The sequence below is a fragment of the Streptomyces sp. NPDC051738 genome, from assembly GCF_044453205.1.
GTDB lineage: Bacteria > Actinomycetota > Actinomycetes > Streptomycetales > Streptomycetaceae > Streptomyces.
Map to the genome: position 1 here is coordinate 33009 of NZ_JBITCM010000029.1, position 26774 is coordinate 59782.

At 70.4% G+C, this 26774-nt stretch carries 25 protein-coding genes; 17 read left to right on the forward strand and 8 right to left on the reverse strand.

All coding sequences use genetic code 11. The annotated features are described in order from the left end of the window. Positions 1 to 8: 8 nt before the first annotated feature. The 5 genes from ACIA8X_RS42425 to ACIA8X_RS42445 all read left to right on the forward strand — a co-directional run bounded on the left by ACIA8X_RS42425 (position 9) and on the right by ACIA8X_RS42445 (position 4273). Positions 9 to 281, forward strand: a complete 273-nt coding sequence (locus tag ACIA8X_RS42425; protein ID WP_003988914.1) for a phosphoribosyl-ATP diphosphatase — start codon at positions 9 to 11, stop codon at positions 279 to 281. A gap of 49 nt (positions 282 to 330) precedes the next feature. Further along, positions 331 to 1182 (forward strand): ATP phosphoribosyltransferase, encoded by an 852-nt coding sequence (hisG, locus tag ACIA8X_RS42430; protein ID WP_393461492.1) that lies wholly within the window; start codon positions 331 to 333, stop codon positions 1180 to 1182. A 19-nt stretch (positions 1183 to 1201) separates the two neighbouring features. Continuing rightward, positions 1202 to 1660 carry a PH domain-containing protein gene (locus tag ACIA8X_RS42435; protein WP_393461490.1) on the forward strand — a complete coding sequence of 153 codons (459 nt, stop codon included), beginning with the start codon at positions 1202 to 1204 and terminating at the stop codon, positions 1658 to 1660. Between the two features lie 202 nt (positions 1661 to 1862). After that, entirely contained in the window at positions 1863 to 3188 is a 1326-nt protein-coding gene (locus ACIA8X_RS42440) for a hemolysin family protein (RefSeq protein ID WP_393461488.1), read from the forward strand. Continuing rightward, a complete protein-coding gene (locus ACIA8X_RS42445) occupies positions 3185 to 4273 on the forward strand; it encodes a hemolysin family protein (protein ID WP_393461486.1) in 1089 nt (362 codons plus the stop codon). Before ACIA8X_RS42440 ends, ACIA8X_RS42445 begins: the two co-directional genes overlap by 4 nt. Positions 4274 to 4301: 28 nt before the next feature. Here the strand turns inward: ACIA8X_RS42445 and ACIA8X_RS42450 are convergent, their stop codons facing one another. Further along, positions 4302 to 6167 carry an AAA family ATPase gene (locus tag ACIA8X_RS42450; protein WP_393461484.1) on the reverse strand — a complete coding sequence of 622 codons (1866 nt, stop codon included), beginning with the start codon at positions 6165 to 6167 and terminating at the stop codon, positions 4302 to 4304. 430 nt (positions 6168 to 6597) lie between these two features. Further along, entirely contained in the window at positions 6598 to 7251 is a 654-nt protein-coding gene (locus ACIA8X_RS42455; RefSeq protein ID WP_393461482.1) for a uridine kinase, read from the reverse strand. A 234-nt stretch (positions 7252 to 7485) separates the two neighbouring features. On the opposite strand from ACIA8X_RS42455, the gene ACIA8X_RS42460 reads away from it, so the two are divergent. From ACIA8X_RS42460 to ACIA8X_RS42480, 5 genes are all read left to right on the forward strand, one after another. Further along, entirely contained in the window at positions 7486 to 8439 is a 954-nt protein-coding gene (locus tag ACIA8X_RS42460; RefSeq protein WP_393461480.1) for a hypothetical protein, read from the forward strand. 125 nt (positions 8440 to 8564) lie between these two features. Beyond that, positions 8565 to 10019 carry an amino acid permease gene (locus tag ACIA8X_RS42465; RefSeq protein ID WP_393461556.1) on the forward strand — a complete coding sequence of 485 codons (1455 nt, stop codon included), beginning with the start codon at positions 8565 to 8567 and terminating at the stop codon, positions 10017 to 10019. A 245-nt stretch (positions 10020 to 10264) separates the two neighbouring features. After that, the gene (locus ACIA8X_RS42470; RefSeq protein ID WP_399460558.1) at positions 10265 to 11626 is read left to right on the forward strand and encodes a peptidase C39 family protein; all 1362 of its coding nucleotides are present in this window, start codon (positions 10265 to 10267) and stop codon (positions 11624 to 11626) included. Between the two features lie 46 nt (positions 11627 to 11672). Beyond that, positions 11673 to 11813: an SCO1431 family membrane protein gene (locus tag ACIA8X_RS42475; RefSeq protein WP_393461476.1), complete on the forward strand. Its 141-nt coding sequence runs from the start codon at positions 11673 to 11675 to the stop codon at positions 11811 to 11813. 147 nt (positions 11814 to 11960) lie between these two features. Continuing rightward, positions 11961 to 12620, forward strand: a complete 660-nt coding sequence (locus tag ACIA8X_RS42480; RefSeq protein WP_399460559.1) for a TetR/AcrR family transcriptional regulator — start codon at positions 11961 to 11963, stop codon at positions 12618 to 12620. A gap of 78 nt (positions 12621 to 12698) precedes the next feature. On the opposite strand, the gene ACIA8X_RS42485 is transcribed toward ACIA8X_RS42480, so the two are convergent. Beyond that, positions 12699 to 13949, reverse strand: a complete 1251-nt coding sequence (locus ACIA8X_RS42485; protein ID WP_399460560.1) for a glycoside hydrolase family 18 protein — start codon at positions 13947 to 13949, stop codon at positions 12699 to 12701. A gap of 331 nt (positions 13950 to 14280) precedes the next feature. Here ACIA8X_RS42485 and ACIA8X_RS42490 point away from each other — a divergent pair, with 331 nt between their 5' ends. The 3 genes from ACIA8X_RS42490 to ACIA8X_RS42500 all read left to right on the forward strand — a co-directional run bounded on the left by ACIA8X_RS42490 (position 14281) and on the right by ACIA8X_RS42500 (position 18020). Beyond that, entirely contained in the window at positions 14281 to 15453 is a 1173-nt protein-coding gene (locus ACIA8X_RS42490; RefSeq protein ID WP_399460561.1) for an acyl-CoA dehydrogenase family protein, read from the forward strand. A gap of 416 nt (positions 15454 to 15869) precedes the next feature. Beyond that, positions 15870 to 16910, forward strand: coding sequence for a hypothetical protein (locus ACIA8X_RS42495; RefSeq protein ID WP_399460563.1), 1041 nt, complete (start codon positions 15870 to 15872; stop codon positions 16908 to 16910). Positions 16911 to 16922: 12 nt separating this feature from the next. Next, complete coding sequence (locus tag ACIA8X_RS42500) at positions 16923 to 18020, forward strand: phosphotransferase family protein (protein WP_393461468.1); 1098 nt, start codon at positions 16923 to 16925, stop codon at positions 18018 to 18020. 25 nt (positions 18021 to 18045) lie between these two features. Here the strand turns inward: ACIA8X_RS42500 and ACIA8X_RS42505 are convergent, their stop codons facing one another. Continuing rightward, complete coding sequence (locus ACIA8X_RS42505) at positions 18046 to 18483, reverse strand: hypothetical protein (RefSeq protein WP_393461466.1); 438 nt, start codon at positions 18481 to 18483, stop codon at positions 18046 to 18048. Between the two features lie 269 nt (positions 18484 to 18752). Between ACIA8X_RS42505 and ACIA8X_RS42510 the strand changes: the two genes are divergently transcribed. The 4 genes from ACIA8X_RS42510 to fxsA all read left to right on the forward strand — a co-directional run bounded on the left by ACIA8X_RS42510 (position 18753) and on the right by fxsA (position 23002). Further along, entirely contained in the window at positions 18753 to 19193 is a 441-nt protein-coding gene (locus tag ACIA8X_RS42510; protein WP_393461464.1) for an Lrp/AsnC family transcriptional regulator, read from the forward strand. Positions 19194 to 19343: 150 nt separating this feature from the next. Beyond that, positions 19344 to 20948 (forward strand): amidohydrolase, encoded by a 1605-nt coding sequence (locus ACIA8X_RS42515; RefSeq protein ID WP_393461462.1) that lies wholly within the window; start codon positions 19344 to 19346, stop codon positions 20946 to 20948. 576 nt (positions 20949 to 21524) lie between these two features. Then, on the forward strand, positions 21525 to 22340 hold the full coding sequence (locus tag ACIA8X_RS42520) for a polyprenol monophosphomannose synthase (RefSeq protein WP_393461460.1): 816 nt from the start codon (positions 21525 to 21527) through the stop codon (positions 22338 to 22340). A gap of 107 nt (positions 22341 to 22447) precedes the next feature. Next, positions 22448 to 23002, forward strand: coding sequence for an FxsA family membrane protein (gene fxsA / locus ACIA8X_RS42525; protein ID WP_393461458.1), 555 nt, complete (start codon positions 22448 to 22450; stop codon positions 23000 to 23002). Between the two features lie 211 nt (positions 23003 to 23213). Here fxsA and ACIA8X_RS42530 read toward each other — a convergent pair whose 3' ends face one another. From ACIA8X_RS42530 to ACIA8X_RS42545, 4 genes are all read right to left on the reverse strand, one after another. Then, the gene (locus tag ACIA8X_RS42530) at positions 23214 to 23588 is read right to left on the reverse strand and encodes an RNA polymerase-binding protein RbpA (RefSeq protein WP_003977404.1); all 375 of its coding nucleotides are present in this window, start codon (positions 23586 to 23588) and stop codon (positions 23214 to 23216) included. A 278-nt stretch (positions 23589 to 23866) separates the two neighbouring features. Next, positions 23867 to 25228 (reverse strand): MFS transporter, encoded by a 1362-nt coding sequence (locus ACIA8X_RS42535; RefSeq protein ID WP_393461456.1) that lies wholly within the window; start codon positions 25226 to 25228, stop codon positions 23867 to 23869. Positions 25229 to 25286: 58 nt separating this feature from the next. Next, positions 25287 to 26057, reverse strand: a complete 771-nt coding sequence (locus ACIA8X_RS42540) for a glycerophosphodiester phosphodiesterase (RefSeq protein ID WP_393461454.1) — start codon at positions 26055 to 26057, stop codon at positions 25287 to 25289. Continuing rightward, positions 26054 to 26770 (reverse strand): YitT family protein, encoded by a 717-nt coding sequence (locus ACIA8X_RS42545; protein WP_399460562.1) that lies wholly within the window; start codon positions 26768 to 26770, stop codon positions 26054 to 26056. The genes ACIA8X_RS42540 and ACIA8X_RS42545 overlap by 4 nt, the downstream gene beginning before the upstream one ends. Positions 26771 to 26774 lie beyond the last annotated feature (4 nt).

Here is a 26774-nt window from a genome sequence, read left to right on the forward strand (position 1 = left end):
GCGTCACCATGTCCAAGAAGACGTTCGAGGAGCTCTTCACCGAGCTCCAGCACAAGGCCGCCCAGGGCGACCCCGCCACTTCCCGCACCGCAGAACTGGTCGAGAAGGGCGTCCATGCCATCGGCAAGAAGGTCGTCGAGGAAGCCGCCGAGGTCTGGATGGCCGCCGAGTACGAGGGCAAGGAAGCGGCTGCCGAGGAGATCTCGCAGCTGCTGTACCACGTCCAGGTGATGATGGTCGCCCGCGGGATCTCCCTCGACGACGTGTACGCCCACCTCTGAGCACCAGCAACCAACCCACCACCAAGAGCGAACGAAGGAAGCCGACCTCATGCTGCGCATCGCCGTCCCCAACAAGGGTTCCCTGTCCGGCCCTGCGGCGGAGATGCTGCATGAGGCCGGCTACCAGCAGCGCCGCGAGTCCAAGGAACTGCGGATCGTCGACCCGGAGAACGAGGTCGAGTTCTTCTACCTCCGCCCCCGTGACATCGCGATCTACGTCTCCTCCGGCCAGCTCGACATCGGCATCACCGGCCGCGACCTGCTGATCGACTCCGGCGCCAACGCCGAGGAGATCCTGCCGCTGGGCTTCGCCCGCTCCACCTTCCGCTTCGCCACCAAGCCGGGCATCGTCGGCGACGACCTGGCGGACCTGAACGGCAAGACGGTCGCCACCTCCTACGAGGGCATCGTCGCCAAGCACCTCGCCGACCACGGCATCGACGCCTCCGTCGTCCACCTCGACGGCGCCGTCGAGACCGCCATCCAGCTCGGTGTCGCCCAGGTCATCGCGGACGTCGTCGAGACCGGCACCTCGCTGCGCAACGCGGGCCTTGAGGTCGTCGGCGACCCGATCATGAAGTCCGAGGCCGTCGTCATCCGCCGCACCGGCGCGGACGGCGAAGAACCCAAGGTTCAGCAGTTCCTGCGCCGCCTCCAGGGCGTCCTGGTCGCCCGGACCTACGTGATGATGGACTACGACTGCCGCGTCGAGCAGCTGGAGAAGGCCGTCGCCCTCACCCCGGGTCTCGAGTCGCCGACCGTCTCGCCGCTGCACAACGAGGGCTGGGTCGCCGTCCGGGCGATGGTTCCGGCCAAGGAAGCCCAGCGGATCATGGACGACCTGTACGACATCGGCGCCCGGGCCATCCTGACCACGGCCATCCACGCCTGCCGCCTCTGAGCCGAGGGGCCGTACACCGATGTCCTCCGAACTGCCCACCCTGCCCGTCACGTTCCGGCCGGGCCGTACCCGGGCCGTCCTGCTCACCGCGGGCGTCGCGATCTTCGTCGTCATCACGGCGGTCGCGCTGCTGCTGGAGAAGCTCGGCCCGGGGGAGCGCCTCAGCTTCATCTTCACCGCGGCCCTGATGTTCGGCGTGCTGGCCATGCTGGCCAGGGTCAAGGTCGTCGCCGACGAGTCCGGCGTCACCGTCGTGAACATCGCCACCAAGCGCCGTCTGGAGTGGGCCGAGATCGTTCAGGTGAACCTCCGCCCGGGTGATCCCTGGGTGTTCCTCAACCTCAGCGACGGCACCAGCCTGCCCGCCCTCGGCATCCAGCCGGGCATCGCCAAGCAGCACGCCATCGCCGACGCACGCGCGCTGCGGGCCCTGGCCGAGGCCCGGGCCGTCAAGGAGCCGGGGGACCAACCGGGCTGACTCAAGGGCGTTCGCCCTGCCGTAAATCCCCATGTCTTGATTAATCTGTTGGCGGAGGCGTATTTCTGGCGCCTCCGCCACTGATGTGCCCACCGGGCTTCAGAGGCCCCCTGCTACCCGAGGAGTGATTCCCTCCAGCGATGGACGGATCGTCCTGTAGTACCTGCGCCGCCCCCTCCCGACATACCGGGGCGGCGGCATCATGACCATCCCCTTGCTGCTTCTGGCAGCCGCGTTCCTCCTGATCCTCGCGAACGGCTTCTTCGTGGCCGCCGAGTTCGGCCTGGTCACGGTCGAGGCGACGGACGCCGAGAAGGCCGCCGCCGAGGGCGACCGACGGGCCCACCGTGTCGTCGAGTCACTCAAGGAACTGTCCTTCCAGCTCTCCGGCACCCAGCTCGGCATCACCATCACCTCCCTCGTCGTCGGCATGCTCGCCCAACCGGCGCTGGCGGAACTGCTGGGCGGCCCCTTCACCGCGATCGGCATCCCCGAGGGCGCGGTGTCCGGAGTGGCCGTGGTCGTCGGCATGCTGCTGGCCTCCGCCGTGCAGATGGTGATCGGCGAGCTGGTGCCCAAGAACTGGGCGGTGTCCCGGCCGATGCAGGTCGCGCGCTTCGTCGCCGGCCCGCAGCACGCCTTCGCGCGCCTGTTCCGCCCGGTGATCGCCGGGCTGAACTCGGTCGCCAACCGCCTCGTCCGCGCCCTGGGCATCGAGCCCACCGAGGAGCTGGCCTCCGCCCGCACCCCCGAGGAACTGGTCTCCCTGGCCCGGCACTCGGCCCAGGCCGGCGCGCTGGAACAGGACACCGCGGACCTCTTCGTACGGACCCTGTCCCTCGCCGAACTGACCGCGCAGCACGTCATGACCCCGCGCGTGAAGGTCAGCGCGCTGCAGTCGTCGGCGACCGCCGAGGACGTGGTGAACCTGACCCGTGCCACGGGTCTGTCCCGCTTCCCGGTCTACCGGGAGAAGATCGACGAGATCGTCGGCATGGTCCATCTGAAGGACGCGCTGGCGATCCGTTCGAGTGACCGGCTGCGCACCCCGGTCGGCCGCATCGCCCGCCCGGCGCTGCTGGTCCCCGAGACCCTGCCGGTCCAGCCGCTCCTCGCCCAGCTGCGCAGCGAGCAGCCCATCGCGGTCGTCGTCGACGAGTACGGCGGCACGGCCGGTGTGGTCACGCTGGAGGACATCGTCGAGGAGATCGTCGGCGAGGTCCGCGACGAGCACGACGGGCAGGACCTGCCCGAACTCGCCGCCGCCCAGCCCGAGGACGGCAGGCCCGCCTGGGACGCCGACGGCAGCTGCCGGGTCGACATCCTCCTGCGCATAGGGCTCGACGTGCCCGAGGGGCCGTACGAGACCGTCGCCGGACTCGTCGCCGACCTGCTCGGACGCATCCCGGCCGTCGGTGACAAGGCCGAGCTGCCGGGCTGGCGGCTGTCGGTGCGCCGGGTCGGCCACTACCGGGCCGAGCGGGTCCGGCTGGTCCGGACCGGGTCCGTGGTGGAGGTCGCCCGATGAGCGTGCTCCAACTCGCCTTCGCCGGGCTGCTCGTGCTCGCCAACGGCTTCTTCGTGGGCGCCGAGTTCGCCCTCGTGTCGGTCCGCCGCAGCCAGATCGAACCGCTCGGCACGGCGCGGGCCCGGCAGGTGCTGTACGGCCTGGAGAGGCTGCCGCAGATGATGGCGGCGGCCCAGTTCGGCATCACGCTCTGCTCGCTGACGCTCGGCGCGGTCGCCGAGCCGACGGTGGCGCATCTGCTGGAGCCGGTGTTCGAGTGGATCCATCTGCCGCACGGCATGATCCACCCGCTCACCTACGTCATCGCGCTCGCCGCGGTGGTCTTCTTCCACCTGGTCGTCGGCGAGATGCTGCCGAAGAACATGGCGATGGCCGCCCCGGAGAAGGTCGCGCTGTGGCTCAGCCCCGGGCTGGTCTGGTTCGCGCGCTTCTGCCGGCCGATCACCGTGGCCCTCGGCGCCGTCGCACGGGCCATCCTGCGGCTCTTCCGCGTCGAGCCGAAGGACGAGGTCGAGGCGGTGTTCACCAGCGAGCAGCTCAACCGGCTCGTCGAGGACTCCGGCCAGGCGGGCCTGCTCGATCCCGAGGAGCAGGAACGCCTTGAGGACGCCCTGGAACTGGGCTCCCGCCCGGTCACGGACGTGCTGCTGACCCGCGAGTCCCTGGTCACGGTCAGCCCGTCGGTCACCCCCGGCCAGATCGTCGCGCTCACCGCCCGCACCGGGTACTCCCGCTTCCCGGTCGCGGCCGAGAACGGCGCCTTCATGGGCTACCTGCACGTGAAGGACGTACTCGACCTGGAGGAGTCCGAACGCGCGGTGCCGCAGCAGGTGTGGCACCCGATGACGACGCTCCGGTCGGAACTGCCGCTCGACGACGCCCTCACGGTCATGCGCCGCGCCGCGACCCACCTCGCCCAGGTGGCCGACGCCTCCGGCAAGGTGCTGGGGCTCGTCGCGCTGGAGGACGTCCTGGAACTGCTCGTGGGCGAGGTCCGCGACCCCGCCCACCGGGAGCTGCCGGAAGTGCGGGTCACCGGGCCGCGGGTGAGCAGCGGGGAGCCGGAAGGGGTGCTGGCCGGATAGCGGGAGCCGCAGGACCCGTCCGTCCGCCTCACATGGCGGACGGGTCCTGCGGGCCCCTTCCCGACAACACTTCGCCGTACGCCTGCATCAGATCCGGCAGCCGCAACGTCGACAGGTCGTCCCGTGTCAACGCCCCCGGATAGGTCGTCAACCGCAGATCCCGGTACGCACAGCTCTTCTCGTACAGCGTCCGCAGGAACCGTCCGTTGCCCAGCTCGTCGATCCACCCCTGATCGACCACATGCCCGGCGATCGACCGCAGCTCGTCCAGCGCCTCCTCGTCCCACACGTCCCCGTTCTCCGTGGCGAGCACCTCGCCGATCGAGGTCAGTTCGAGGGGGCGGTACGAGGGGAAGTCGACGCGGGTCGTGAAGCGCGAGGACAGACCGGGGTTCGCGGCCAGCAGGCGGTCCATGCCCTCGGGATAGCCGGCCAGGATCACCACCAGGTGGTCCCGGTTGTCCTCGGCCCGCTTCAACAGCACCTGAAGAGCCTCGTCGCCGTAGGCGTCGCCCTTGCCGTAGCCGGAGTTGGACAGGGAGTACGCCTCGTCCACGAAGAGGACCCCGCCGAGCGCGGAGTCGATGAGCTCGTTGGCCTTCACTGCCGTCTGGCCCAGGTACTCGCCGACGAGGTCGGCCCGCTGGGCCTCCACGAGATGGTCGCCGCCGAGGAGTCCGAGGGCGTAGAAGACGCGGCCCAGGATGCGGGCGACCGTGGTCTTGCCGGTGCCCGAGGGGCCGGAGAAGACGAAGTGCCGTTTCGGCGGCTGGACCGGCAGCCCCTGCCCGGCCCGCAGCCGGGCCATGTTCAACTGGGCGGACAGCGCCTTGACCTGGCGTTTGACGGGTTCGAGCCCCACCATGCGCTCCAGCTCGGCGAGCGCCTCCTCGAGCAACCCGGGGTCGGTGGGCCCGGCGGGCAGCGGCTGTGACCCCACGGCCGTCTTCTCGCGCACCGTCGGATCGATCACCGACGGCAGCGGACCGGTCGGCGGCAGCTCGGCGTCCGGCAGCCTGAGGTCGCGCCCCTCGGTGCCGAAGAGCGGATCGAACCCGTCGGGACCGTCGACCACGTCCTGCCCCATCCCGGCCAGCGTGATCGACGCGAGGTCGGTGGGGTCGTCGTACCCGTCGCCCTCGGCGATGGCAGCGAGCCGGGCCGAGGTGTCCATGAATGCGGGGTCGACACGGTGCACGGCGCGGTAGAGCGGTAAGGCCGCGGCGGACCTGCCCGTGCCCTCGTGCGCCCGGGCCAGCCAGTACCGCAGCTCCTTGCGCTGTGGCTGCTCGCTGCGGCAGCGCATCAGCGCGGCCGACAACAGCGGCTCGGCCTGGCCGTACATTTCCAGCCGTACCCGCGCCATGCCGCCGAACAGGCCCGCCTCGATGCCGAGCAGCGGGTCGTCGAGCAGCGGCTCGGTGTGCCGCACCAGCTGTTCCCAGTCCTTGACCAGGTAGGCGCGGCAGGCGTGCAGAAAGCGGACCTGGTGGTCGGTGTCCACGGGCGGCAGCCCGGCGAGCGCGCGGTCCAGCTCCGGGACGTGCCGGCCGTCCAGCCAGTGCGAGGCGTGGGACAGCAGCAGGTCGCGCGGGCTCTCCAGGACCGGTTGCACCCACCAGCCCAGCCAGTACCAGGAGTTGAGCGTGCGCCGGTGCCGGGTCCGCTGTTCCCCGAAGCGGTCCCGGTGGCGGAACATCCGCAGCAGCGCGGTCGTCGTGTCGACGCGCAGCGCGTGCAGCCCGAGCCAGCCGTCGGCCATCCCGGGATCGATCCGCACCGCGGTGCGGAACTCCTCCTCCGCCTGCGGATAGGCCCCCATCGTGTAGGCATCCACACCTCGCAGCCAGGCGAGGTCGGCCGGGGCCTCGGGCCCCTGCATGCCGAAGTCCATCAAGTCCCCCACAAACCGTGCCCCCGTCGGTTGACCGCCGGGCCGTCGCCCGGGGCCGCCTTGTTCGAACCGCCGTACCGCGGACCGGAGTTGCAACGGTGCGCAGAGCAGCCGTTCGTAGGTCGCACCGAGGGCATCGTACCTGCGCGGGCATGCCCGCCCCAGGGTGTCGCACAGGCCGTTTGACGAGGTGGGAGCAGATCGCGTGCACCGCGCTCGGTGACCGAGGGTGAGCGAATCGCGCCTCACAGCGCGCGAAATGTGGAGTGAGGGCAGAACGAAGCCCCCGATCACGGGGGAACAACCGGGGGCTTCGCGTAAGGGGGCGACCTCGATTGGCCGCACATTGAGAACGTAAGTCCTGTACGGCCCCCGGGTCAAGCCGAGTTGAAGCACTCCGGGAAGTAATCCCGCAAGGCTCTTCACAAGTTCAGCACATTGCCGATGGGTCGTCACCCTGCGTGAGGGGCTGGTCCGGTCCAACCGTCCCGGCAGGCCCAGTAGTCACCTCATACCCCTTGCCGCACTGCCGAATCAGAAGATCGGCGAACGGCCGGGAAGGGTCGTCGGCGAAGTGTTTCTGCTCCGCCCGGACCCACCCCCGCCAGAACTCCCGCTGCTCCTCCCCGTCCCGTGAGCGGCCCCGCGTCCAGGACTCCTCGTGCGGCAGCTCCATCCACAGCAACTGGGCGAGATGCGGGCGCAGCGCGCGACGGCCGGCGCCGACGCCCTCGATGACGACCACCGGGGCGGGCGGCACGGGGCGGGGCGGTCCGAAGCGGCGGGCCCGCCAGTCGTAGGGGGCGTAGCGGGCGGTCTCGCCCCGGGTGAGCGGTTCGATCACCTGGCTCAGCAGGCGCCCGGTCCACTCGAACAGCTCGTCATGGCTCGCGATGTCGTCGAGGTGCAGCACGGGGGCGTCGCCCAGCGCCCGGGCCAACTGCCCGGCGAACGTGGACTTTCCGGAGCCCGCGTGCCCGTCGACGGCGACCAGGCGGACGGGGCCGCAGGACGGGGGGAGGCGGCGGAGCCGGGTGGCGAGGTCGTGAATCGTTTTTCCCTGGAGTGAAGTGGGGGGCGGCATATTTCTTTGGAACATTCTAGTCGGGAGTGAAAGCGGTTGCCGGGGCGGGGCGGTGTCCAGGGGGGCGGGCCGGAATGAGAAAAGGTGTCGCTTTGAACTAGCCCCGGCCGACCTCAATGCCGCCGAAAAACTCCGGACGCCACCCCGAAATGTGCGTTCCGGTTGAGTCGCGAGATGAGTAAGGTTCCTTGTGTGCAACTGTGAGGTGTCGTAACGGGGGATGGGCTGGGACAGATGGCCGCGGGGTTATTCGAAGGGCAGTATGTGTGGCATCCGGCGGCCGACGACCGCGTGCTCGCGAGCGTATGCGTCGATGTCCGGGCCGGCCGTTATCTGAGCGCCCACGACGCCTTGGCCGAAACTCGCGGTGACCATGGCCTGCGCGCCCACCGCTCCCTCGTGCTCGCCTCGGAGGCCGCCGACTCCGATCTCGCCGAGCGATGGGTCGCCGAGGTGCCCGGCCCCGAGGCGGCCCTGCTGTGGGCCCGGGTGGCTGTGCTGCGGGCGCTGCGCGCGGCCGACGCCCGCGACCCGCGCACCGAGGCGCTGGAGCGGATAGCGCTGGCGGCCTGCGAGCGGGCTGCCTCGGCCGCCCCCGCCGATCCCACGCCCTGGGTGGCCAAGCTGGCCATGGCCCGGCTGCACCGGCTGCGCGACCAGGCGCCGCGCGGGCTGCTCACGGCACCGCCCGGGCCCTGGCGCCTGTTCGCGCACATCCTCTCGCTCGACCCCTGGCACCGCGAGGCCCACCACCGCTTCCTGGCCTGCTTCTTCACCCGGTACGGCGGCTCCGTGACCGCCGCCTGGGACGTCGCCGCCTTCCTCGGCCAGCGCGCGCCCGCCGACTCACCGCTGCGCCTGCTGCCCCTGGTCGCCCTGGTCGAGTGCTACGACCCGACCAGGCTGCTCGCCGACCGCGTCTGGGAGCAGCCGCAGTGGACCTCGACCGCGCTGGCGATCCACGAGAACTGGCTGCCCGCGGTGGCCGAGTACTGCTCCACCCCCGTCCTCGACCTGGCCTACCTCGCCCACGCCCTGGTCATGGCCCGGCGCGAGGAGGAGGCACGCGCCGCCTTCACGGCGATGGGTCCGTACGCCTCCCGTATGCCCTGGTCCGTCTTCGGTGACCCGGCCGAGCAGCTGTCCCGGGCGCGCCGCGCCTGCGGGCTGCCGGTGCCGACCGCCTGACGTACCACCACCCCCCACCAAGAGAAAGGTCCGTTTCCGTGTCAGAAGGGATAACGGCTCCGCGTGCCACAGCGCGCGGGGGAGCGGTTCCGATCGAGCTGGACGACGATGCCACCCTGCACGCCATGGGTTATCCGAGAAAACTCACACGGCGTTTTCAGGCGTTCGACAATTTCGCCATCTCGTTCACCATCATCAACATCATCTCGGGTATCTTCTCGGGAATCGGTTTCGGCCTGAATGCGGGCGGGCCGGGAATTCTCGTCTTCGGCTGGATCGGCGTCTCCGTCATGGTGCTCTTCGTGGGAGCATCAATGGCGGAAGTCGCCTCGGCCTATCCGACGAGCGGCGCGCTGTATTTCTCCGCCGGAAAACTCGCCAAACGGCACAAGGGCGCCTGGTCCTGGTACACCGGCTGGCTGAACTTCGTGGGCCAGGTCGGCGGCACGGCCGCCACCGGGTACGCCGCCGCCACCTTCCTCCAGGCCTTCATCGCCCTGCAGTGGCCCTCGTACGAGCCGACCCCGCACCGGACGGTGCTGATCACGGCCCTGATCATCGTGCTCCAGGGGCTCGCCAACACCTACACCGTGCAGCTGGTGGCCGTCCTGAACCGGATCTCCGTGTGGTGGCTGCTGATCGGACTCGTGGTGATCGTGAGCGCGCTGATCGTCATGCCCGAACATCATCAGTCGGCTTCCTTCGTCACGCATTTCGTGAACAACACCGGTTTCACGAGCGGCCTTTACGGCGGGATGCTCGGTCTGCTGGTCACCAGCTGGACCTTCACCGGCTTCGACGGCAGCTTCCACATGTCCGAGGAAACGGTCCGGGCGACGGTCAACGCGCCGCGGGGGATCACGCGGGCGATCGGATTCTCGGCGATCGCGGGACTACTGCTGATGCTCGCATTGGTCTACAGCATTCGTGACTACGACCGGGTGGCGAGTGCCGACGCACCGCCCGTGCAGATCCTGATCGACGGGCTCGGTCTCGGCACCGCGAAGGCGCTCCTGCTGATCGTGATCGGCGCCATGCTCTTCTGCGGCCTCGCCAATCTCACCAGCAACACCCGGCAGATCTTCGCCTTCTCCCGGGACGGCGCGATGCCCGGCTCCCGCTGGTGGCACTCGGTCTCGCCGCGCACCCGCACCCCCGTCAAGGCGGTGTGGCTGGCGGTCGCCTGCTCGCTGACGCTCGTGCTTCCCGGCTGGTGGTCGAACACCGCGTTCACCGCCATCGTCAGCGTCAACGTCGTCGGGCTCTTCCTCGCCTACGCCGTCCCGATCCTGCTCCGGCTGCGACTGGGGGACGAGTTCCAGCCGGGCCCCTGGCACCTGGGCCGCTGGGGACGGCCGGTCGGGGCCGTCGCCGTGATCTGGATCCTGCTCAGCAGCGTCCTGTTCATGCTGCCGCACGCCTCACCGATCACCGCCCACTCCTTCAACTACGCGCCGATCGCCCTGGCCGTCGTCCTGGCCGTGGCCACGGTGTGGTGGTTCACCACCGCCCGCCGCCGCTTCCACGGCCCGGTCAGCTACGGCCGTCCGGACGAGGTGGCCGCCATGGATCTCGTCTGACGATCTGTCACCGTCTCGGCGTACGCCGTTGCAGCGACGTACGCCGAGACCCGGCTCGCTCATCTCGCCCTGCCCATAAGGAGGTTGGGGCGGACAGCCGTCGCGCTTCGCGCCAGTGGTCGAGACCAATATTGGTAGGCGCGCCAGGGGCCGAAGTGCTGGCAGACGGTGCCGCCTGCAGCCATAGTTGGCGGACAGCCGTGCATTGGACCTTGCCGACTCGGACACCTGGGAGTCTTCCGCCCATGAGCAGAGCCGAACAGCCGTCCCGGAGAGCCGTCCTGACCGCAGCCGTCGCCGCGGCCGTCGCCGGCAGCGCGGGCTCGGCCGCCGCCGACGAGGGCGCCGATGCCCCGGCCGCCGCCGACGCCCCGGCCCGCACCGTCGACAACCGCGCCTGGACCACCTACGCCGACTGGCGCCGCGGCACCGCCGAGGGCACGCGTGCCGTCGCGGGCGCCCGCCCCGGCATCGTGATCGACAAGCCCCTCGGCGTCACCGACTACACCGACCCGCACACAGGCAAGACCACCCGCTGGGAGTACGCGACCTGGACGTCCCCCGTCCACCGCCTCACCGTCCCCGCGACCGAGGCGATCGCGTCCTGGAACGCGCACACCCCCGACGGCACCTGGCTCCAGATCGAGCTGGGGGGCACCTACTCCGACGGCACCGCGACCCCCTGGTACGTGCTGGGCCGCTGGGCCGCCGGTGACCAGGACATCCGGCGGACCTCGGTCGACGACCAGAGCGACGGCAAGAGCAGCGTCTGGACGGACACCTTCGCCGTCGACGACCCGGCCAGCGGGCTGCGCCTCGCCTCGTACCGACTGCGGCTGACCCTCTACCGCAAGCCCGGCACGAACTTCACCCCCAAGGTCTGGCGGGCCGGCGCCATGGGCTCCGACGTCCCCGACCGCTTCACCGTCCCGGCCTCCACGCCGGGCCTCGCCCGAGAGCTGATCGTCCCGCGGTACTCGCAGGAGATCCACATCGGCCAGTACCCGGAGTACGACAACGGCGGCGAGGCCTGGTGCAGCCCCACCTCCTCGCAGATGATCATCGAGTACTGGGGCGGGCGCCTCACCCCGGAGCAGCTGGCCTGGGTCGATCCGGCCTTCGCCGACCCGCAGGTCTGCCATGCGGCCCGGTTCACCTTCGACTACCAGTACGAGGGCTGCGGCAACTGGCCGTTCAACGCCGCCTACGCGGCCACCTTCAAGGATCTCCAGGGTGTCGTCACCCGGCTCGGCTCGCTCACCGACCTGGAGGCGCTGATCGCGGCCGGCGTCCCGGCCATAACGTCCCAGTCCTTCCTCAAGGAGGAGCTGACCGGGGCGGGGTACGGCACCGCCGGGCATCTGATGACCGTCATAGGGTTCACCCCCGACGGCGACGTGATCGCCAACGACCCGAACTCGCCGAGCAACCAGGCGGTCCGGCGCGTCTACAAGCGGCGCGAGTGGGAGAACATCTGGCTGCGGACCAAGCGGTACAACGCCGCGGGCAAGGTCGTCTCCGGCACCGGCGGCGTCTGTTACCTCTACTTCCCGGCGTGTCCGACCCCGCGCCAGCGGGCGGCACTCGCGGCGGCGGGGGTGCTGTGAGCAACGTCTCCGCCGGAGGGGCCGTTCCCGGTGGCATGGTGGGGATATGACCGCGCACTCAGCCACAGCCACCCGGGTCCGCACCGGTGGCCCCAAGGACGACGGCCCCAAGATCCTCGAGCACGCCATGGGCTGGATCCTTGTCGTGGTCGTCGCGATGCTCGTCACCCAGCTCGGACTGCTGTGAGCTGACGCACACGGGGCGCTTTGTTCGGACAAATACCGACCCTGTTGTCGAGCGGGTTCACCGGAGTCGATCAGACTCGAACAAGCAGCTGGTGAAGGTCTGCCATACTGCGGATGTCCCGCCGCCCGTTGAACAACAGGGTCTAAATTGAATATCAGTCAACAGCGTGACGCGGCCCGTCCCCGGGCCCGCGGCACCGAGCGTTCCGTGGCGCGTCGTGCCGAACTCATCACCATCGGGCGGAAGTTGTTCGCCGACACGTCGTACGACGCGCTCTCCATGGACGACATCGCCCGACAGGCCCATGTCGCCAAGGGACTCATCTACTACTACTTCCAGTCCAAGCGCGGCTACTACCTGGCGATCATCCAGGACTCCGTCGCCGACCTGGTCACCTACGCGGCGAGCGGCGGCGAGCTGCAGCCGGTGGACCGGGTCCACCGCACCATCGACAGCTATCTCCGCTACGCCGAGCACAACCAGGCCGCCTACCGCACCATCGTCAGCGGAGGCGTCGGCTTCGACGCCGAGGTGCACGCTGTCCGGGACGGGGTGCGCGAGGCGATCGTGGCGACCCTCGCGGAGGGGGCGTACGGCCACGTCGACATCGCCCCGCTGGCCCGTATGGGCCTGCTCGCCTGGGTGTGCAGCGTGGAGGGCGCCACGCTCGACTGGATCGACCGCCCCGAGCTGTCCCGCGACACCATGCGCGAGCTGCTGGTGAAGACGCTGGGCGGCGCCATGCGCGCCATCGAGGAGCTCGACCCCTCCTACAAGACGCCCGACCCCGCCCGGCGGGACGACTGAGCCGGTCGGCAAGGGCACGGAAAATGGCGAGGGGCGGAGGTCTCGTGGTCCTCCGCCCCAAGTCCCTTGAGAGTCCCGCTACTTGATGGACTTGATCAGCTCACCGTTCGCGGTGTCCCCGCTGAGCTCCCAGAAGAAGGTTCCGCCCAGACCCTGCCGGTCCTTGTACTCCATCTTGGTCCTGATGGTCGCCGGGGTGTCGTAACTCCACCAGTCGTTCCCGCACTTGGCGTACGCGGTGCCGCCCACCGTGCCGGTCGCCGGGCAGGTCTGCTTGAGCACCTTGTAGTCCTCGAAGCCGTCTTCGTACGTCCCCTTCGCGGGGCCGGTGGCCGCGCCGCCCGGGGCCGCCTGGGTGACGCCGGTCCAGCCGCGGCCGTAGAAGCCGATGCCGAGCAGCAGCTTCGAGGACGGGACGCCCAGGCCCTTGAGCTTGGCGATGGTGGCGGCCGTGTTGTAGCCCTCCTGGGGGATGCCCGGGTAGGAGCGCAGTGCGGAGTGCGGTGCCGTGGGGCCGGTGGCGGCCCAGGCGCCGAAGTAGTCGTAGGTCATCGGGTTGTACCAGTCGACGTACCGCGCCGCGCCCGCGTAGTTCGCCGCGTCGATCCGGCCGCCCTCGCTGGCATCGGCCGTGATCGCCGCGGTGACCAGGTTCCGCTTGCCGAACTTGGCGCGCAGCGCCTTCATCAGCTCGGGGAAGGCCTCCCGGCCGCTGGTGTCGCAGGTCAGCCCGCAGGCGTTCGGGTACTCCCAGTCGATGTCGATGCCGTCGAAGACGTCCGCCCACTTGGGGTTCTCGACCATGTCGTAGCAGGACTGGGCGAAGGCCGCCGGGTTCTTGGCCGCCTCGCCGAAGCCGCCGGACCAGCTCCAGCCGCCGATCGACCAGACGACCTTGAGGTTCGGGTGGAGCTTCTTCAGCTTGCGCAGCTGGTTGAAGTTGCCGCTCAGCGGCTGATCCGCGGTGTCCGCGACGCCGTCCACGGACTCCGCCGCGGTGAACGGCTTGTCGGTGTCGGCCCAGGTGTCGCCGATGGCGCACTTGCCGTCGACGACGTTGCCGAAGGCGTAGTTGATGTGCGTGAGCTTCTTCGCCGAGCCGGACGTCTCGATGTTCTTGACGTAGTACTGGCGGTCGTAGATGCCCCAGTCGGTGAAGTAGCCGACCACCTTGGAGCCGGCTGCCTTGCGGGCGCCGTCCTGGTCCGTGCCGTTCTGGTCGGCGGTCGCCGTGCCGGCGCCGACGAGCAGACCGGCGCCGAGAGCGGCGGAACACGCGGCGGCCAGCAGGGCACGGCCGCGCGTGCGGGAGGGGAGCGGGGTGTGCATCGGGTGTCTCCTCGCAGGGGACAGAGGGGATCGCACGCCGATTGGCATGAACGCGGAGAGGCGTTGGACCGAAACGGTAGGAGGACTAGACCAATTGGTCAATGGTTCGGACCAATTCGGGAAGCCGGGAAGCGGTCTGAAAGTTTCTTGGAGTAAGCGGTCGTTAACTGGTGACTCGATGTCCCCGATCGGGCATACTCACCGCAGAGCCGCTGGTCAGCAGCTTCCGCGACCCGGGAGCGGAGCACCTGCCGGCATCCGAGAGCAGGCGGAGCCGCCCCACCCAAGGCGCGCGACCGCCGACATTCCCGAAAGGGAGGAGAGCGTCGCCATGCCCGACCGCGCCCCGCAGCCGGTGGACCGTCAACTGCCCACGGACGAGGCCCGGGATCTGATCTCGCTCGTCCGCGACATCGCGCAGCGCGAGATCGCCCCGAAGGCGGCCGAGGAGGAGGACGCCGGACGCTTCCCGCGTGAGGTCTTCACCCTGCTCTCCGAATCAGGGCTGCTCGGTCTGCCGTACGACTCCGAATACGGCGGCGGCGACCAGCCCTACGAGGTCTACCTCCAGGTCCTGGAGGAACTCGCCGCGGCCCGTCTCACCGTCGGCCTCGGCGTCAGCGTGCACACCCTGGCCTCCTATGCCCTCGCCACCTACGGCACCAAGCAGCAGCAGGTCGAGCACCTGCCCGCGATGCTCGGCGGCGGGCTGCTCGGCGCGTACTGCCTCTCCGAGCCGGCGTCCGGGTCCGACGCCGCCTCGCTGCGGACCAAGGCGGTGCGCGAGGGCGACAGCTGGGTGATCACCGGGAACAAGGCGTGGATCACGCACGGCGGCATCGCCGACTTCTACACGGTCATGGCGCGCACCGGCGAGGACGGCCCGCGCGGGATCACCGCGTTCCTGGTGCCCGGTGACGCGCAGGGGCTGAGTGCCGCCGTACCCGAGAAGAAGATGGGCATGAAGGGCTCGCCCACCGCACAGGTCCACTTCGACGGCGTCCGGGTCGGCGACGAGCGGCGCATCGGCGACGAGGGCCAGGGCTTCGCGATCGCCCTGGCCGCGCTCGACTCCGGGCGGCTCGGCATCGCGGCCTGCGCGATCGGCGTGGCCCAGGCGGCACTGGACGAGGCGGTGGGGTACGCGACCGAGCGACGGCAGTTCGGCAAACCGATCGCCGACTTCCAGGGCCTGCGCTTCATGCTCGCCGACATGGCGACCCAGATCGAGGCGGGCCGTGCGCTGTACCTCGCGGCGGCACGGCTGCGCGACGCGGGCCGGCCGTTCGCCAAGCAGGCGGCCATGGCCAAGCTGCACTGCACCGACGCGGCGATGCGGGTCACCACCGACGCCGTCCAGGTCCTCGGCGGATACGGCTACACCGCGGACTTCCCGGCCGAGCGCTATATGCGGGAGGCCAAGGTCCTGCAGATCGTCGAGGGCACCAACCAGATCCAGCGGATGGTCATCGCCCGTCACCTGGCAGGTCCCGAAGGACGCTGAACTGGCCATGCCTGACCGTGGGCGCCGTGAGCCGGATCCACTCCGGGTCGTGGCGCCCCGGCAGAGTGCGGCCACGGTCGGCCCACATGCGCATCAGATCGCGGTAGATCGGCGGATCCGGCTGCTGCGGGGGCGCAGGCGGCGCAACCGTTCCCGCGGGCCGCGGAACGAAGATGCGGCGCTGGGACCCGGTCGCGGAGTACGTGGGGGGCATACCAGGGCAACGCGGAGGCCGGCGGACAAGTCACCGCTTGTGGGAATAGGGCGTGAGTTCGCGAACGTCCGACACCGTGTCTGGCCACCTGAAGGCGCCTGACGTACCGTCAGCCCAGCCGCCTCCAGGGAGGTTTGCCGTGGCCGACGACGACCGTCCGGTACCGCTCGACGAGTACCCGGTGCACCAGGTGCCCCTGTCCATGAAGTACGTCGCGACCAGCGACCGGAACGCCTACGACCGCTGCATCTTCCACGTCCTCGACCACGAGGGGCGTGCCCTGCTGATCCTCGGCCTCGGGGTGTACCCCAACGTCGGGGTGATCGACGCGTACGCGACCCTGCGGGTGGGGGGCACCCTGCACGCCGTGCGGGCCTCGGACGCGCTCGGCGAGGACCGGATGCGGCTCGCCGTCGGTCCGCTGCGCATCGAGGTGGCGGAGCCGCTGCGCCGGCTGCGACTGATCTGCGACGACGACACGTTGTCGTACGACATCACCTGGACCGCCGACTTCCCCGCCCTGTGGGAACCCCACCACGTCCAGCGCCGCGGCGACCGGCTCACCCTCGAAGGGCGCCGCTTCGTGCAGGCGGGCGGTGTGGCGGGCGTCGTGCGCGCGGGCGGTCAGGAGTTCCGTGTCACCCCTGGCCAGTGGACCGGGACCCGTGACCGCAGCTGGGGTGTGCGGCCGATACCGGGGGAGGAGGGCGGGCGGTTCGCCGAGGAGCGTCCGACCGAGGGCTTCCACTGGATCTGGTGCCCGGTCCGGTTCGAGGACCGGTTCCTGATGGTGATCGTCCAGGAGGACGCGGACGGCCACCGCTCGCTGAGTGAGGCGACGATGGTCCGCCCCGGCCGCCGGGACCGCCAACTCGGCCGGCCCCAGGCCGAGATCACCTACCGCTCGGGCACCCGCCACCCCGAGCGGGCCCTCCTCCACCTCGGCGACGTACGCAAGCCGCAGGAGCTGGAGGTGGAGATCCTCACCTCGTCACCGCTGGCCGTAGGCGCCGGCTACCCGCCCGCCGACGACTGGCAGCACGGCACCTGGCAGGGGCGCGGATGGGTCGACCGGCGCGGCTACGACCTCACCGAGGCCCACCCGTTGGCCGCGTACGGCGTCACCGACCACGCGGCGCGCTTCCGGCTGGACGGCCGCATCGGCCACGGCATTTTCGAGCACGGCTCGTTCGGGAGGCACGACCCGAGCGGGTTCGCGGACTTCAAGTCGGTCGCACCGTAGGGGGTTTGGGACATGGCAGCCACGGCACCGCGCCCGCGCACCACCACCCGCGACCCCGAGGAACTCACCCGCCGCCTCACCGCCTGGCTCGGCACCCGGCTGCCCGGCGCGAAGGCGGTCGGCGTCACCGTCCCGGAGTCGAACGGCCTGTCCAGCGAGACCCTGCTCTTCGACATCGAGCACCCCCAACCGCCCACGCACGCCTGCGCGTTGCGCCTCGCGGCGGATCCGGCGGCGTACACCGTCTTCCCGGTGTACGACATGCCGCGCCAGTACCGGACGATGCGCGTCGTGGCCGAACACACGGATCTGCCCGTGCCGAAGGTGTGGTGGCTTGAGGAGGACCCCGGCCCGCTCGGGGCGCCCTTCTTCGTCATGGAGCGCGTCGAAGGGCGGGTGCCGCCCGACGTCATGCCGTACACCTACGAGGGCAACTGGCTGTACGCGGCGAGCGACGCCGAGCGCGAGCACCTGGAAACGGCCACGATCGGACTGCTGGCCCGGCTGCACGACCAAGTCCCATTGAAGGAAGCCGAGTTCCTCGCGTGTCCGGGCGAGGGTGACGCGCTGCGGCGGCATGTCACGGCCCAACGCGCGTACTACGAATGGGTGGTTGACGGACTCGCCCGCTCACCGCTCATCGAGGACGCGTTCGCGCGCCTGGAGGAGCTCTGGCCGCGCGATCCGGGCACGCCGGTGCTCAACTGGGGCGACGCGCGCATCGGGAACGTCATTTACGACGGTTTCGAACCCGCGGCCGTCCTCGACTGGGAGATGGCGGCCCTGGCCCCGCGCGAGGTCGACCTCGGCTGGACCGTCTATCTGCACCGCTTCTTCCACGACCTGACGGTCGCCTTCGGACAGCGCGGGCTGCCCGGCTTCCTGCGTCGCGACCGGATCGAGGCCCGCTATGCGGACCTCACCGGCCACACGCTGCGCGACATGGACTTCTACACGCTGTACGCCGCCCTGCGGCACGCCGTCGTCATGCTGCGGATCGCCTACCGCCAGGCGTACTTCGGCGAAGTCGCCGTCCCGGCGGACCCGGACACACTGATCCTGCACCACGGCAGCCTGCGAGCCATGGTGCAGGGCAGCTACTGGGATTGAGCGACGCGACCGGGGCGGCGGTCGCTCAGGCGGCCTGGCGGCGCATCGCCGGGACCCTGATGGGGCGCGAGCCCGGTCCGCCGACGTGCGAGAAGGGCTGGGTCCGCCAGTTCAGCCCCTGAGGGAGCGTCAACAGAAGGGCCAGTTCCTGCTCGTGGGGCTCCTCGGACTCGTCCGCGGAACCCGCCTCGGCGGCCTTGCGGCCCGTACCGGCACAGACCGTGAGGCCGAACGGATTCCACGGTGAGGCGCACAGCGCGTGCTCCGGCAGCACCTCCTCGTCCGCCAGCAGGGCGATGGGCTGCGCGCAGTCCGGGCAGATCACCCGATACATCTCGAAGGTGTCGTACGCGTCCAGCTCTTCGTCGTCGAAGTCGTCGGGTTCGACGCCCTCCGGAGCGGGCTCGACGACCGACTGAAGGCGCTTGGGCGCGGTACGACCAGGGCGCTTAAGACTTTGCATGGATAACTCCCCCTCGGGCTGGGGCCGTGAAGGCACTGCGGCCTCGACCACAGCAAGCACTTCCCGCCGGGTCTCGGCGCTAATCACGGGGACATCACGGAGCCTGTTCGGGGCCTGTGGCGTTCGTCACATGCCGCCCGCAGGTGCCCGAGGCGGCCGGTTTGTCCCTCAGGCAGCCCACAGTCGTCCCCTGGTCACATCACAAACAGGGCATGACCTGGACTGCTCAGGTATCCGAGGAGATCAAGCGCACTGTAGGTTCTTGCGCCATGGAGGAGCTGGACCGACAGATCGTGCAGCTGCTCGTCAAGGACGGGCGGATGAGCTACACCGACCTGGGCAAGGCCACGGGCCTGTCCACGTCGGCCGTGCACCAGCGGGTGCGGCGACTGGAGCAGCGTGGCGTCATCCGCGGCTATGCCGCGGTGGTGGATTCCGAGGCCGTGGGGCTGCCGATGACCGCGTTCATCTCGGTGAAGCCGTTCGATCCCAGCGCCCCCGACGACATTGCCGAACGGCTGGCCGACGTGCCCGAGATCGAGGCCTGTCACAGCGTCGCCGGCGACGAGAACTACATCCTCAAGGTTCGGGTGGCGACGCCGCACGAGCTGGAGGAGCTGCTGAGCCGGCTGCGGGCGCTGGCGGGGGTGTCGACTCGGACGACGGTGGTGTTGTCGACGCCGTATGAGGCGCGGCCACCGAGGATCTGATCGGCGTTGAGCCGTCGGTCGTTCGTCGTCGGCTGCGGGCCGTGTGTGGCTTGTCGCGCAGTTCCCCGCGCCCCTTAGGGCGTTGCCCTCTGGGGCGCGGTCGACGCCCCCTGTCCGGAGCGGTCGGGACAACGCGCGAGACTGTTCCCCATGAGTGAGCCCACCGCCCCGCCGAAGACCGTCCTGCTCCGCCGTGGAGAGGTCCACAGCCCCTCCGATCCCTTCGCCACCGCCATGGTCGTGGAGCGCGGACAGGTTGCCTGGGTGGGGTCCGAGGGGGCTGCCGACGCCTTCGCGGACGGCGTGGACGAGGTCGTCGATCTGGACGGTGCCCTGGTCACGCCCGCGTTCACCGACGCCCATGTGCACACCACCGCCACGGGCCTCGCGCTGACCGGCCTCGATCTGTCCGGCGCGCCCTCCCTCGACGCGGCCCTCGCCCTCGTTCGGGACTTCGCCGCCGCCCGCCCGCAGGACAGGGTGCTCCTCGGCCATGGCTGGGACGCCTCCCGCTGGCCCGGTGGCCGTCCCCCGACGCGCGCCGAGCTCGACGAGGCCACCGGTGGCCGACCGCTCTACCTGTCCCGCATCGACGTCCACTCGGCGGTCGTCACGACGGCCCTGCTGGACATGACGCCCGGCGACCTGGTCGCGGGCGACGCCCCGCTCGTCGCGGATGCCCACCACGCCGTACGCGCCACCGCGCTGGAGGCGATCACGCCGGCCCAGCGCGCCGAGGCGCAGCGCGCGGCCCTCGCCCACGCCGCCTCCCTCGGCATCGGCACCGTCCATGAGTGCGGCGGGCCGGACATCTCCTCCGAGGACGACTTCACCGGGCTGCTGCGCTCGGCCGCCGGAGAACCCGGACCGCGGGTCGTCGGCTACTGGGCGGAGCAGGACGTCCAGAAGGCGCGCGAGCTGGGCGCGATCGGCGCGGCCGGCGACCTCTTCGTCGACGGCGCCCTCGGCTCGCACACCGCCTGCCTGCATGAGCCGTACGCCGACGCGGCCCACACCGGCACCGCCTACCTCGACGCCGCCGCCGTCGCCGCCCATGTCACGGCGTGCACCGAGGCAGGCCTCCAGGCGGGCTTCCACGCGATCGGGGACGCCGCCGTGACCGCCGTCGTGGAGGGCGTGCGCACGGCCTCCGAGAAGCTCGGCCTCGCCCGTATCCGCGCCGCCCGCCATCGCGTCGAGCACGCCGAGATGCTCACGCCGGAGACCGTCGCGGCCTTCGCCGAGCTCGGCCTGACCGCTTCGGTCCAGCCCGCGTTCGACGCGCTGTGGGGCGGCGAGGAGGGCATGTACGCCCAACGCCTGGGCGCCGAACGGGCCCGCACCCTGAACCCCTTCGCGGCCCTGCTGCGTGCCGGCGTCCCGCTCGCCTTCGGCTCCGACAGCCCGGTCACGCCCCTCGACCCCTGGGGGACGGTCCGCGCCGCCGCGTTCCACCGCACGCCCGAGCACCGCGTCTCCGTGCGTGCCGCGTTCACGGCGCACACGCGGGGCGGCTGGCGGGCGGTCGGGCGCGACGACGCGGGCGTCCTGGTGCCGGGCGCGCCCGCCGACTACGCGGTGTGGCGCACCGACGAACTGGTGGTCCAGGCCCCCGACGACCGGGTCGCCCGCTGGTCCACCGACCCCCGCTCCGGCACCCCTGGCCTGCCCGATCTGTCCCCGGGCCGCGAGCTGCCGGTCTGCCTGCGCACGGTTGTGGGCGGACGAACGGTCTTCGTACGGCCGGGCGAGTGATCTCCGGGGGTGGCGCGCATCCGATCCCTGCGCACCACCCCGGCGCGCGACCTGCGCATCCTCCGCGCTGACCAGCGATTTGGGTGAAGACCCGCAGGTCAAACGGCTGTTGACAGGCGCAGGCCCGGGGCCGATAGGTTCGGCCGAGTCCACCACCGGACGCCCGATCGGGGCCCGCGGATCTTCCGGGAACCGCCGCGACGCCGCTGGGTCAGGGACGGTGTGCCGCACCGGGGCACCGCCACTGGGAGCCAGGCTCAGCGCCCGCGCGGCGACGACGGAACGTCGCGGCCGATCGGGGAGGTGTGACCCGGGTGGGGCCCGGGCGCTCAGTAGACAACGGCTTTCGGTCGACCCGCAGCCAGCGGGCCCCAGGTCGGCCCGAAGGGCGCCGGGCCCCCATCCGCAGAAGGCGTGAACATCAGCAGAGAGTGCGAAAACCGACGTACCGGTCCCCGAAAACCCAGCCTTACCCCGCTCTTGTGGAATCGACACCACCATACGAACGTGCAGTCACGTCGGCCCAGGCCGCGACCACTATGGTGGATGTCTGCGTACGGATGTGAAGGGGCAGCAGTGAACGACGGCGACGGGGACCTCGCGACACAGGACCGAGGGAAGCGGTTCGGGCCGCTCGGCACGGCGTTGGTGATCATTCCGACCTACAACGAGGCGGAGAACATCAAGAGCATCGTCGGCCGGGTCCGCAAGGCGGTCCCCGCGGCGCATGTGCTCGTGGCCGACGACAACAGCCCCGACGGCACCGGAAAGCTCGCCGACGAACTGGCCGCCGAGGACGACCACGTCCAGGTCCTGCACCGCAAGGGCAAGGAGGGCCTCGGCGCCGCCTACCTCGCGGGTTTCCGCTGGGGCATCGAGAACGGCTACGGCGTCCTGATCGAGATGGACGCCGACGGCTCCCACCAGCCCGAGGAACTGCCCCGCCTGCTGACCGCCCTCAAGGGTGCCGACCTGGTCCTCGGCTCCCGCTGGGTGCCCGGTGGCCGGGTCGTGAACTGGCCGAAGTCCCGCGAGTTCATCTCCCGCGGCGGCAGCCTCTACTCCCGGCTCGCCCTCGACCTCCCGCTCCGCGACATCACCGGCGGCTACCGCGCCTTCCGCCGCGAGACCCTCGAAGGCCTCGGCCTCGACGACGTCGCCTCTCAGGGCTACTGCTTCCAGGTCGACCTCGCCCGCCGCGCGGTCAAGGCCGGGTTCCATGTCGTCGAGGTGCCGATCACCTTCGTCGAGCGCGAGCTCGGTGACTCGAAGATGAGCCGCGACATCCTGGTCGAGGCGCTGTGGCGGGTCACGTCCTGGGGAGCGCGGGAGCGGGTGGGCAAGCTGATGGGCCGCCGTGCCAAGCCTTCGTCGTCGCCCCCTCAGGCGTAGGCGGCCCACGTACAGCCCCAGCCGCCACAGGCGTTGCCCATGACCGCACAGGTGCCGTAGGCCGTCCCCTTATCCCGCTCTGAGCCGGACCCAGGCACACTGGACGCATGACGACTGGCGCACCGACCCCCACCTACCCCGCCCCGCCTCGGCGCTCCCGGCTGCGTACATTCCTGCCGCTGGGCATCGCCGCGTGGCTGGTGCTGGAGATCTGGCTGCTGACCGTGGTCGCGGACGCGGTGGGCGGTCTCGCGGTGTTCCTGCTGCTGCTCGCCGGCCTCGTGCTCGGCTCGGTGGTGATCAAGCGGGCGGGCCGACGTGCCTTCCAGGCACTGAACGAGGCGCTGCAACGCGGCGGCACCCCGACGAGCGGCGGCGGCAACGGCCTGATGATGCTGGGCGGCCTGCTGATCATGCTGCCGGGCCTGATCTCGGACGCGGTGGGCCTGGTTCTGCTGATCCCGCCGGTCCAGAAGGCCCTCAGCCGTCAGGCGGAGCGGACGTTCGAGCGCAAGCTGCGCGAGGCGTCCCCGGGTTCACTCGGTGACGCTTTCCAGCAGGCGCGCATGCACCGCCCCGACGGCAAGGTCGTCCAGGGCGAGGTCATCAGGGACGAGCCGGGGGATGCGCCGCAGGACCCGCGCCCGCCTCTGACGCGCTGACACCAAAGCCGACATCGCAGGCTGACACCGAAAGAGGAGACCCGGCGCCGCTGAGCGCCGGGTCTCCTCTTTCGCTTTCAGGCACAGTAATTTCAGTTTCAGGCACGGTGATTTCAGGCACAGCAAACCGCGGGCGCCGTACGTCTCCTTCACGTACGGCGCCCGCGGTTACACGCTGTGCCTGGTCAAACCCACCCAAGCCGCGTAGGGATCAGGCCGACTTGCGGCTGTCCCGGGGGTGAACCGCGATGTTCATCGCCCCCGAACGGAGAACGGCAAGTCGCTCCTCAAGGACCTCTTCGAGTTCCTCTCGGGTACGCCGCTCCATCAGCATGTCCCAATGCGTACGCGCGGGCTTGGCCTTCTTCTCCTCAGGGCCGTCGCCGTCCACGAGGAGTGCCTGGGCCCCGCAGACCTTGCACTCCCACTCCGGCGGAATCTCCGCCTCGACCGAGAAGGGCATCTCGAACCGGTGCCCCTTCTCGCATGCGTACTCCACGGCCTGGCGCGGGGCCAGGTCGATGCCGCGGTCCGTCTCGTAGCTGGTCACCACGAGGCGCGTGCCGCGAAGAGCTCGCTCACTCATGAATCGTGCCTCCCGGGCTTGTCGCCCACAGGACAGGTGTCGCTGTCGTCGTCATCCGGTCAACGTCCGGTCGGCGGTAAAGATTCCCGTCCCGTGTCCCGTTCTGGGTGATGCGTCGCCGTCGTAGCCGCAGCCTTGCTGACCAATGTCGTACCCACCGGCGCCCGGTTTGTCACATCTGCTAGCAGATGTCACACAGCGTTTCGGCATCTTTGACGCGCAGTAACGGTACGCCTGGCAGGCCAAACGCGTACACTACCGCCCTTTCACCGGGAACGCTAAATCCTTGTCGGGACCGGATTGCCCGCGTCGCTGATCGCCCGCCGCACCGGAACCCTCGCGAGCAGGGCGAATCCGATGATGAAGAAGGCAACCAGGGAGATGATCGCGTCTCGGTAACTTCCGCTCAGCTGGTAGGTCAGCCCGAACAGGAGTGGGCCCAGCCAGCTCATACCGCGGTCGCTCATCTCGTACGCCGAGAAGTATTCGGCCTCCTTCCCCGGCGGCACCAGATGGGAGAACAGGGACCGGGACAGGGCCTGGCTGCCGCCCAGGACCAACCCGATGCCCGCCGCCAGCACGAAGAACCACACCGGTGCCCCGGCCGGCAGGAAGTACCCGGCCGCCAGCGTCACCGTCCACGCGACCAGCGAGCCGAGGATCGTCCGCTTCGCGCCGTAGGTCCGGGCCAGCCGCCCCATCGTCAGCGCGCCCACCACCGCGAGGACCTGGACCAGCAGGACCGCGCCGATGAGCGTGGACTGGTCGAGGCCCAGTTCCTCGGAGCCGTAGATCGACGCCTGGGAGATCACCGTCTGGATGCCGTCGTTGTAGACGAGGTAGGCGAGGAGGAAGGCCAGCGTGAGCGGGTGGCGGCGCATGTCGCGGACCGTCGCCGCGAGCTGCCGGAAGCCCATCGCGCTCGGTTCCCTGGCCGTACGGTCGTCCGTCGTGGACCGTCGGTCGCGCAGCCGCAGGAGCGGGATGAGGGCGAAGGCGCCCCACCACAGGCCGGCCGACGCCAGACAGATCCGGACGGCCATGCTCTCGGAGACCCCGAAGGAGTCGTGCCCCAGATACAGGACCAGGTTCAGGATCAACATCAGCGAGCCCGAGGCATAGCCGAAGGCCCAGCCGCGGGAGGAGACCGCGTCGCGCTCCTCGTGTGGGGCGATCTGCGGGAGGTAGGAGTTGTAGAGCATCATCGCGACCGACTGGGCCGCGTTGGCCACGATCAACAGGACGCCGCCGAGCAGATAGCGGTCGCCGTCCAGGAAGAACATCGCCAGGGTGGCCGTGGCCCCCAGATAGGCGGCAGCCGCGAGGAGGGGCTTCTTGCGGCCCGTGCGGTCGGCGGCCGCGCCCACCAGGGGCATCACCACGACGGCGACGATCACCGACAGGGACACCGAGTACGCGAAGAACGAGCCGGCGCGCACCGGGATGCCCAAGGGGTGGACGAACCCCTCCGCGTCCGCCGCCTTCTCGGCGACCGACGTCAGATAGGGGCCGAGGAACACGGTGAGCACGCTCGTCGAGTAGACGGAGCATGCCCAGTCGTAGAAATACCAGCCGCGTTGCTCGCGTCGGCGGCCCGCAGCCTCGTCGGCCGGATCCGTCCGCACGGTATCGGTGCCCACCCCGCGCCCTCGCTTCTCCGTGGTGATCCCCGCGCGAGGGGCGGAGTCCGGACGGGGGTCAGACCCAGACGCCCCGGTCCTCCATGACCTTGCGCAACGTGTCGATGTGATCGGTCATGATGCCATCCACTCCCAGGTCCAGGAGCCGGTGCATCGCATCGGGATCATTGATGGTCCACACGTGCACCTGCAGCCCGCGCGCGTGGGCGGCCCGTACGAAGCGGTGGTCGACCACCTGGATCCCGGACTGCGTCTCGGGCACCTGGGCGGCGACCGCCGAGCGGCGCAGCGCGGCCGGCACGCCCCAGGAGCGCAACCGCAGGTTGAGGACGCCCCGGGTGCCGTACGACGTCGCCAGGCGGGGTCCGGCCAGGCGCTGGGCTCGCATGACGCGGGCCTCGGAGAAGGAGCCGACGCAGATGCGGTCCCAGGCGTTGGTGCGCTCGATCAGCTCCAGGAAGGGATGGAGGGCCGGCTCCGCCTTGAGGTCGACGTTCCAGCGGACGTCCGGGAAGGTCTCCAGGAGCTCTTCGAAGAGGGGCACCGGCTCCTTGCCCGCCACGCGCGCGTGCCGAACGTCACCCCAGGGCAGGTCCGCGATCCGCCCCGCCCCGTCCGTCACCCGGTCCAGGGTCGAGTCGTGGAAGGCGACGAGTTTGCCGTCGCGCGTGGTGTGGACGTCGGTCTCGATGTACCGGTAGCCCAGGTCGACCGCGCGCCGGAACTGGAACACGGTGTTCTCCAGGCCGTCCGCCGCCCCGCCCCGATGGGCGAAGGGGATCGGGCCGGGGTGGTCGAGGTACGGGTGGCGTATCCGCGTGGTGCTCACGGACGCAGTATGGCTCGCCGGGGTTGCCCGGTGGCAACGACCGTGCTGCCGTCGGATGCCGGGGGAACGGCGAACACCCGCAGGAAGAGCTGGGCGAGCGGGCCGATGGACAGCGCGTAGAGCAGGGTGCCGATGCCGACGGTGCCGCCCAGGGCGAAGCCGGTCACGACGACCGCGATCTCGACGGCCGTGCGCATCAGCCGGATCGAGCGGCCGGTACGCCGGTTCAGTCCGGTCATCAGGCCGTCCCGGGGGCCCGGTCCGAAGCGGGCGGCGACGTAGAGGCCGGTGGCCACGCCGTTGAGCAGGATGCCGGCCAGCAGGAGCGGGATCCGTACGGCCAGGGAGTGCGCCTCGGGGAGCAGGGCGAGGGAGCCGTCCATGGCGATGCCGACGACGAAGACGTTGGAGACGGTGCCGAGGCCGGGGCGCTGGCGCAGCGGGATCCACAGGAGCAGTACCGCGGCGCCGATGATGATCGAGACGACGCCGATCGTCAGGCCGGTGCGTTCGGCGAGGCCCTGGTGCAGCACGTTCCAGGGCTCCAGGCCGAGGCCCGCTTCGACGAGCATCGCCGAGCTCGCGCCGTAGAGCGCGAGCCCGATGTAGAGCTGTGACAGCCGTCGTAGGAGATGCCCCTGCGTGAGCCGCTGTAGGAGATGCCCCTGCGTGGACAAGACGTGCCCCCCTGTGGTGGTAGTGGACTGATGCATGACA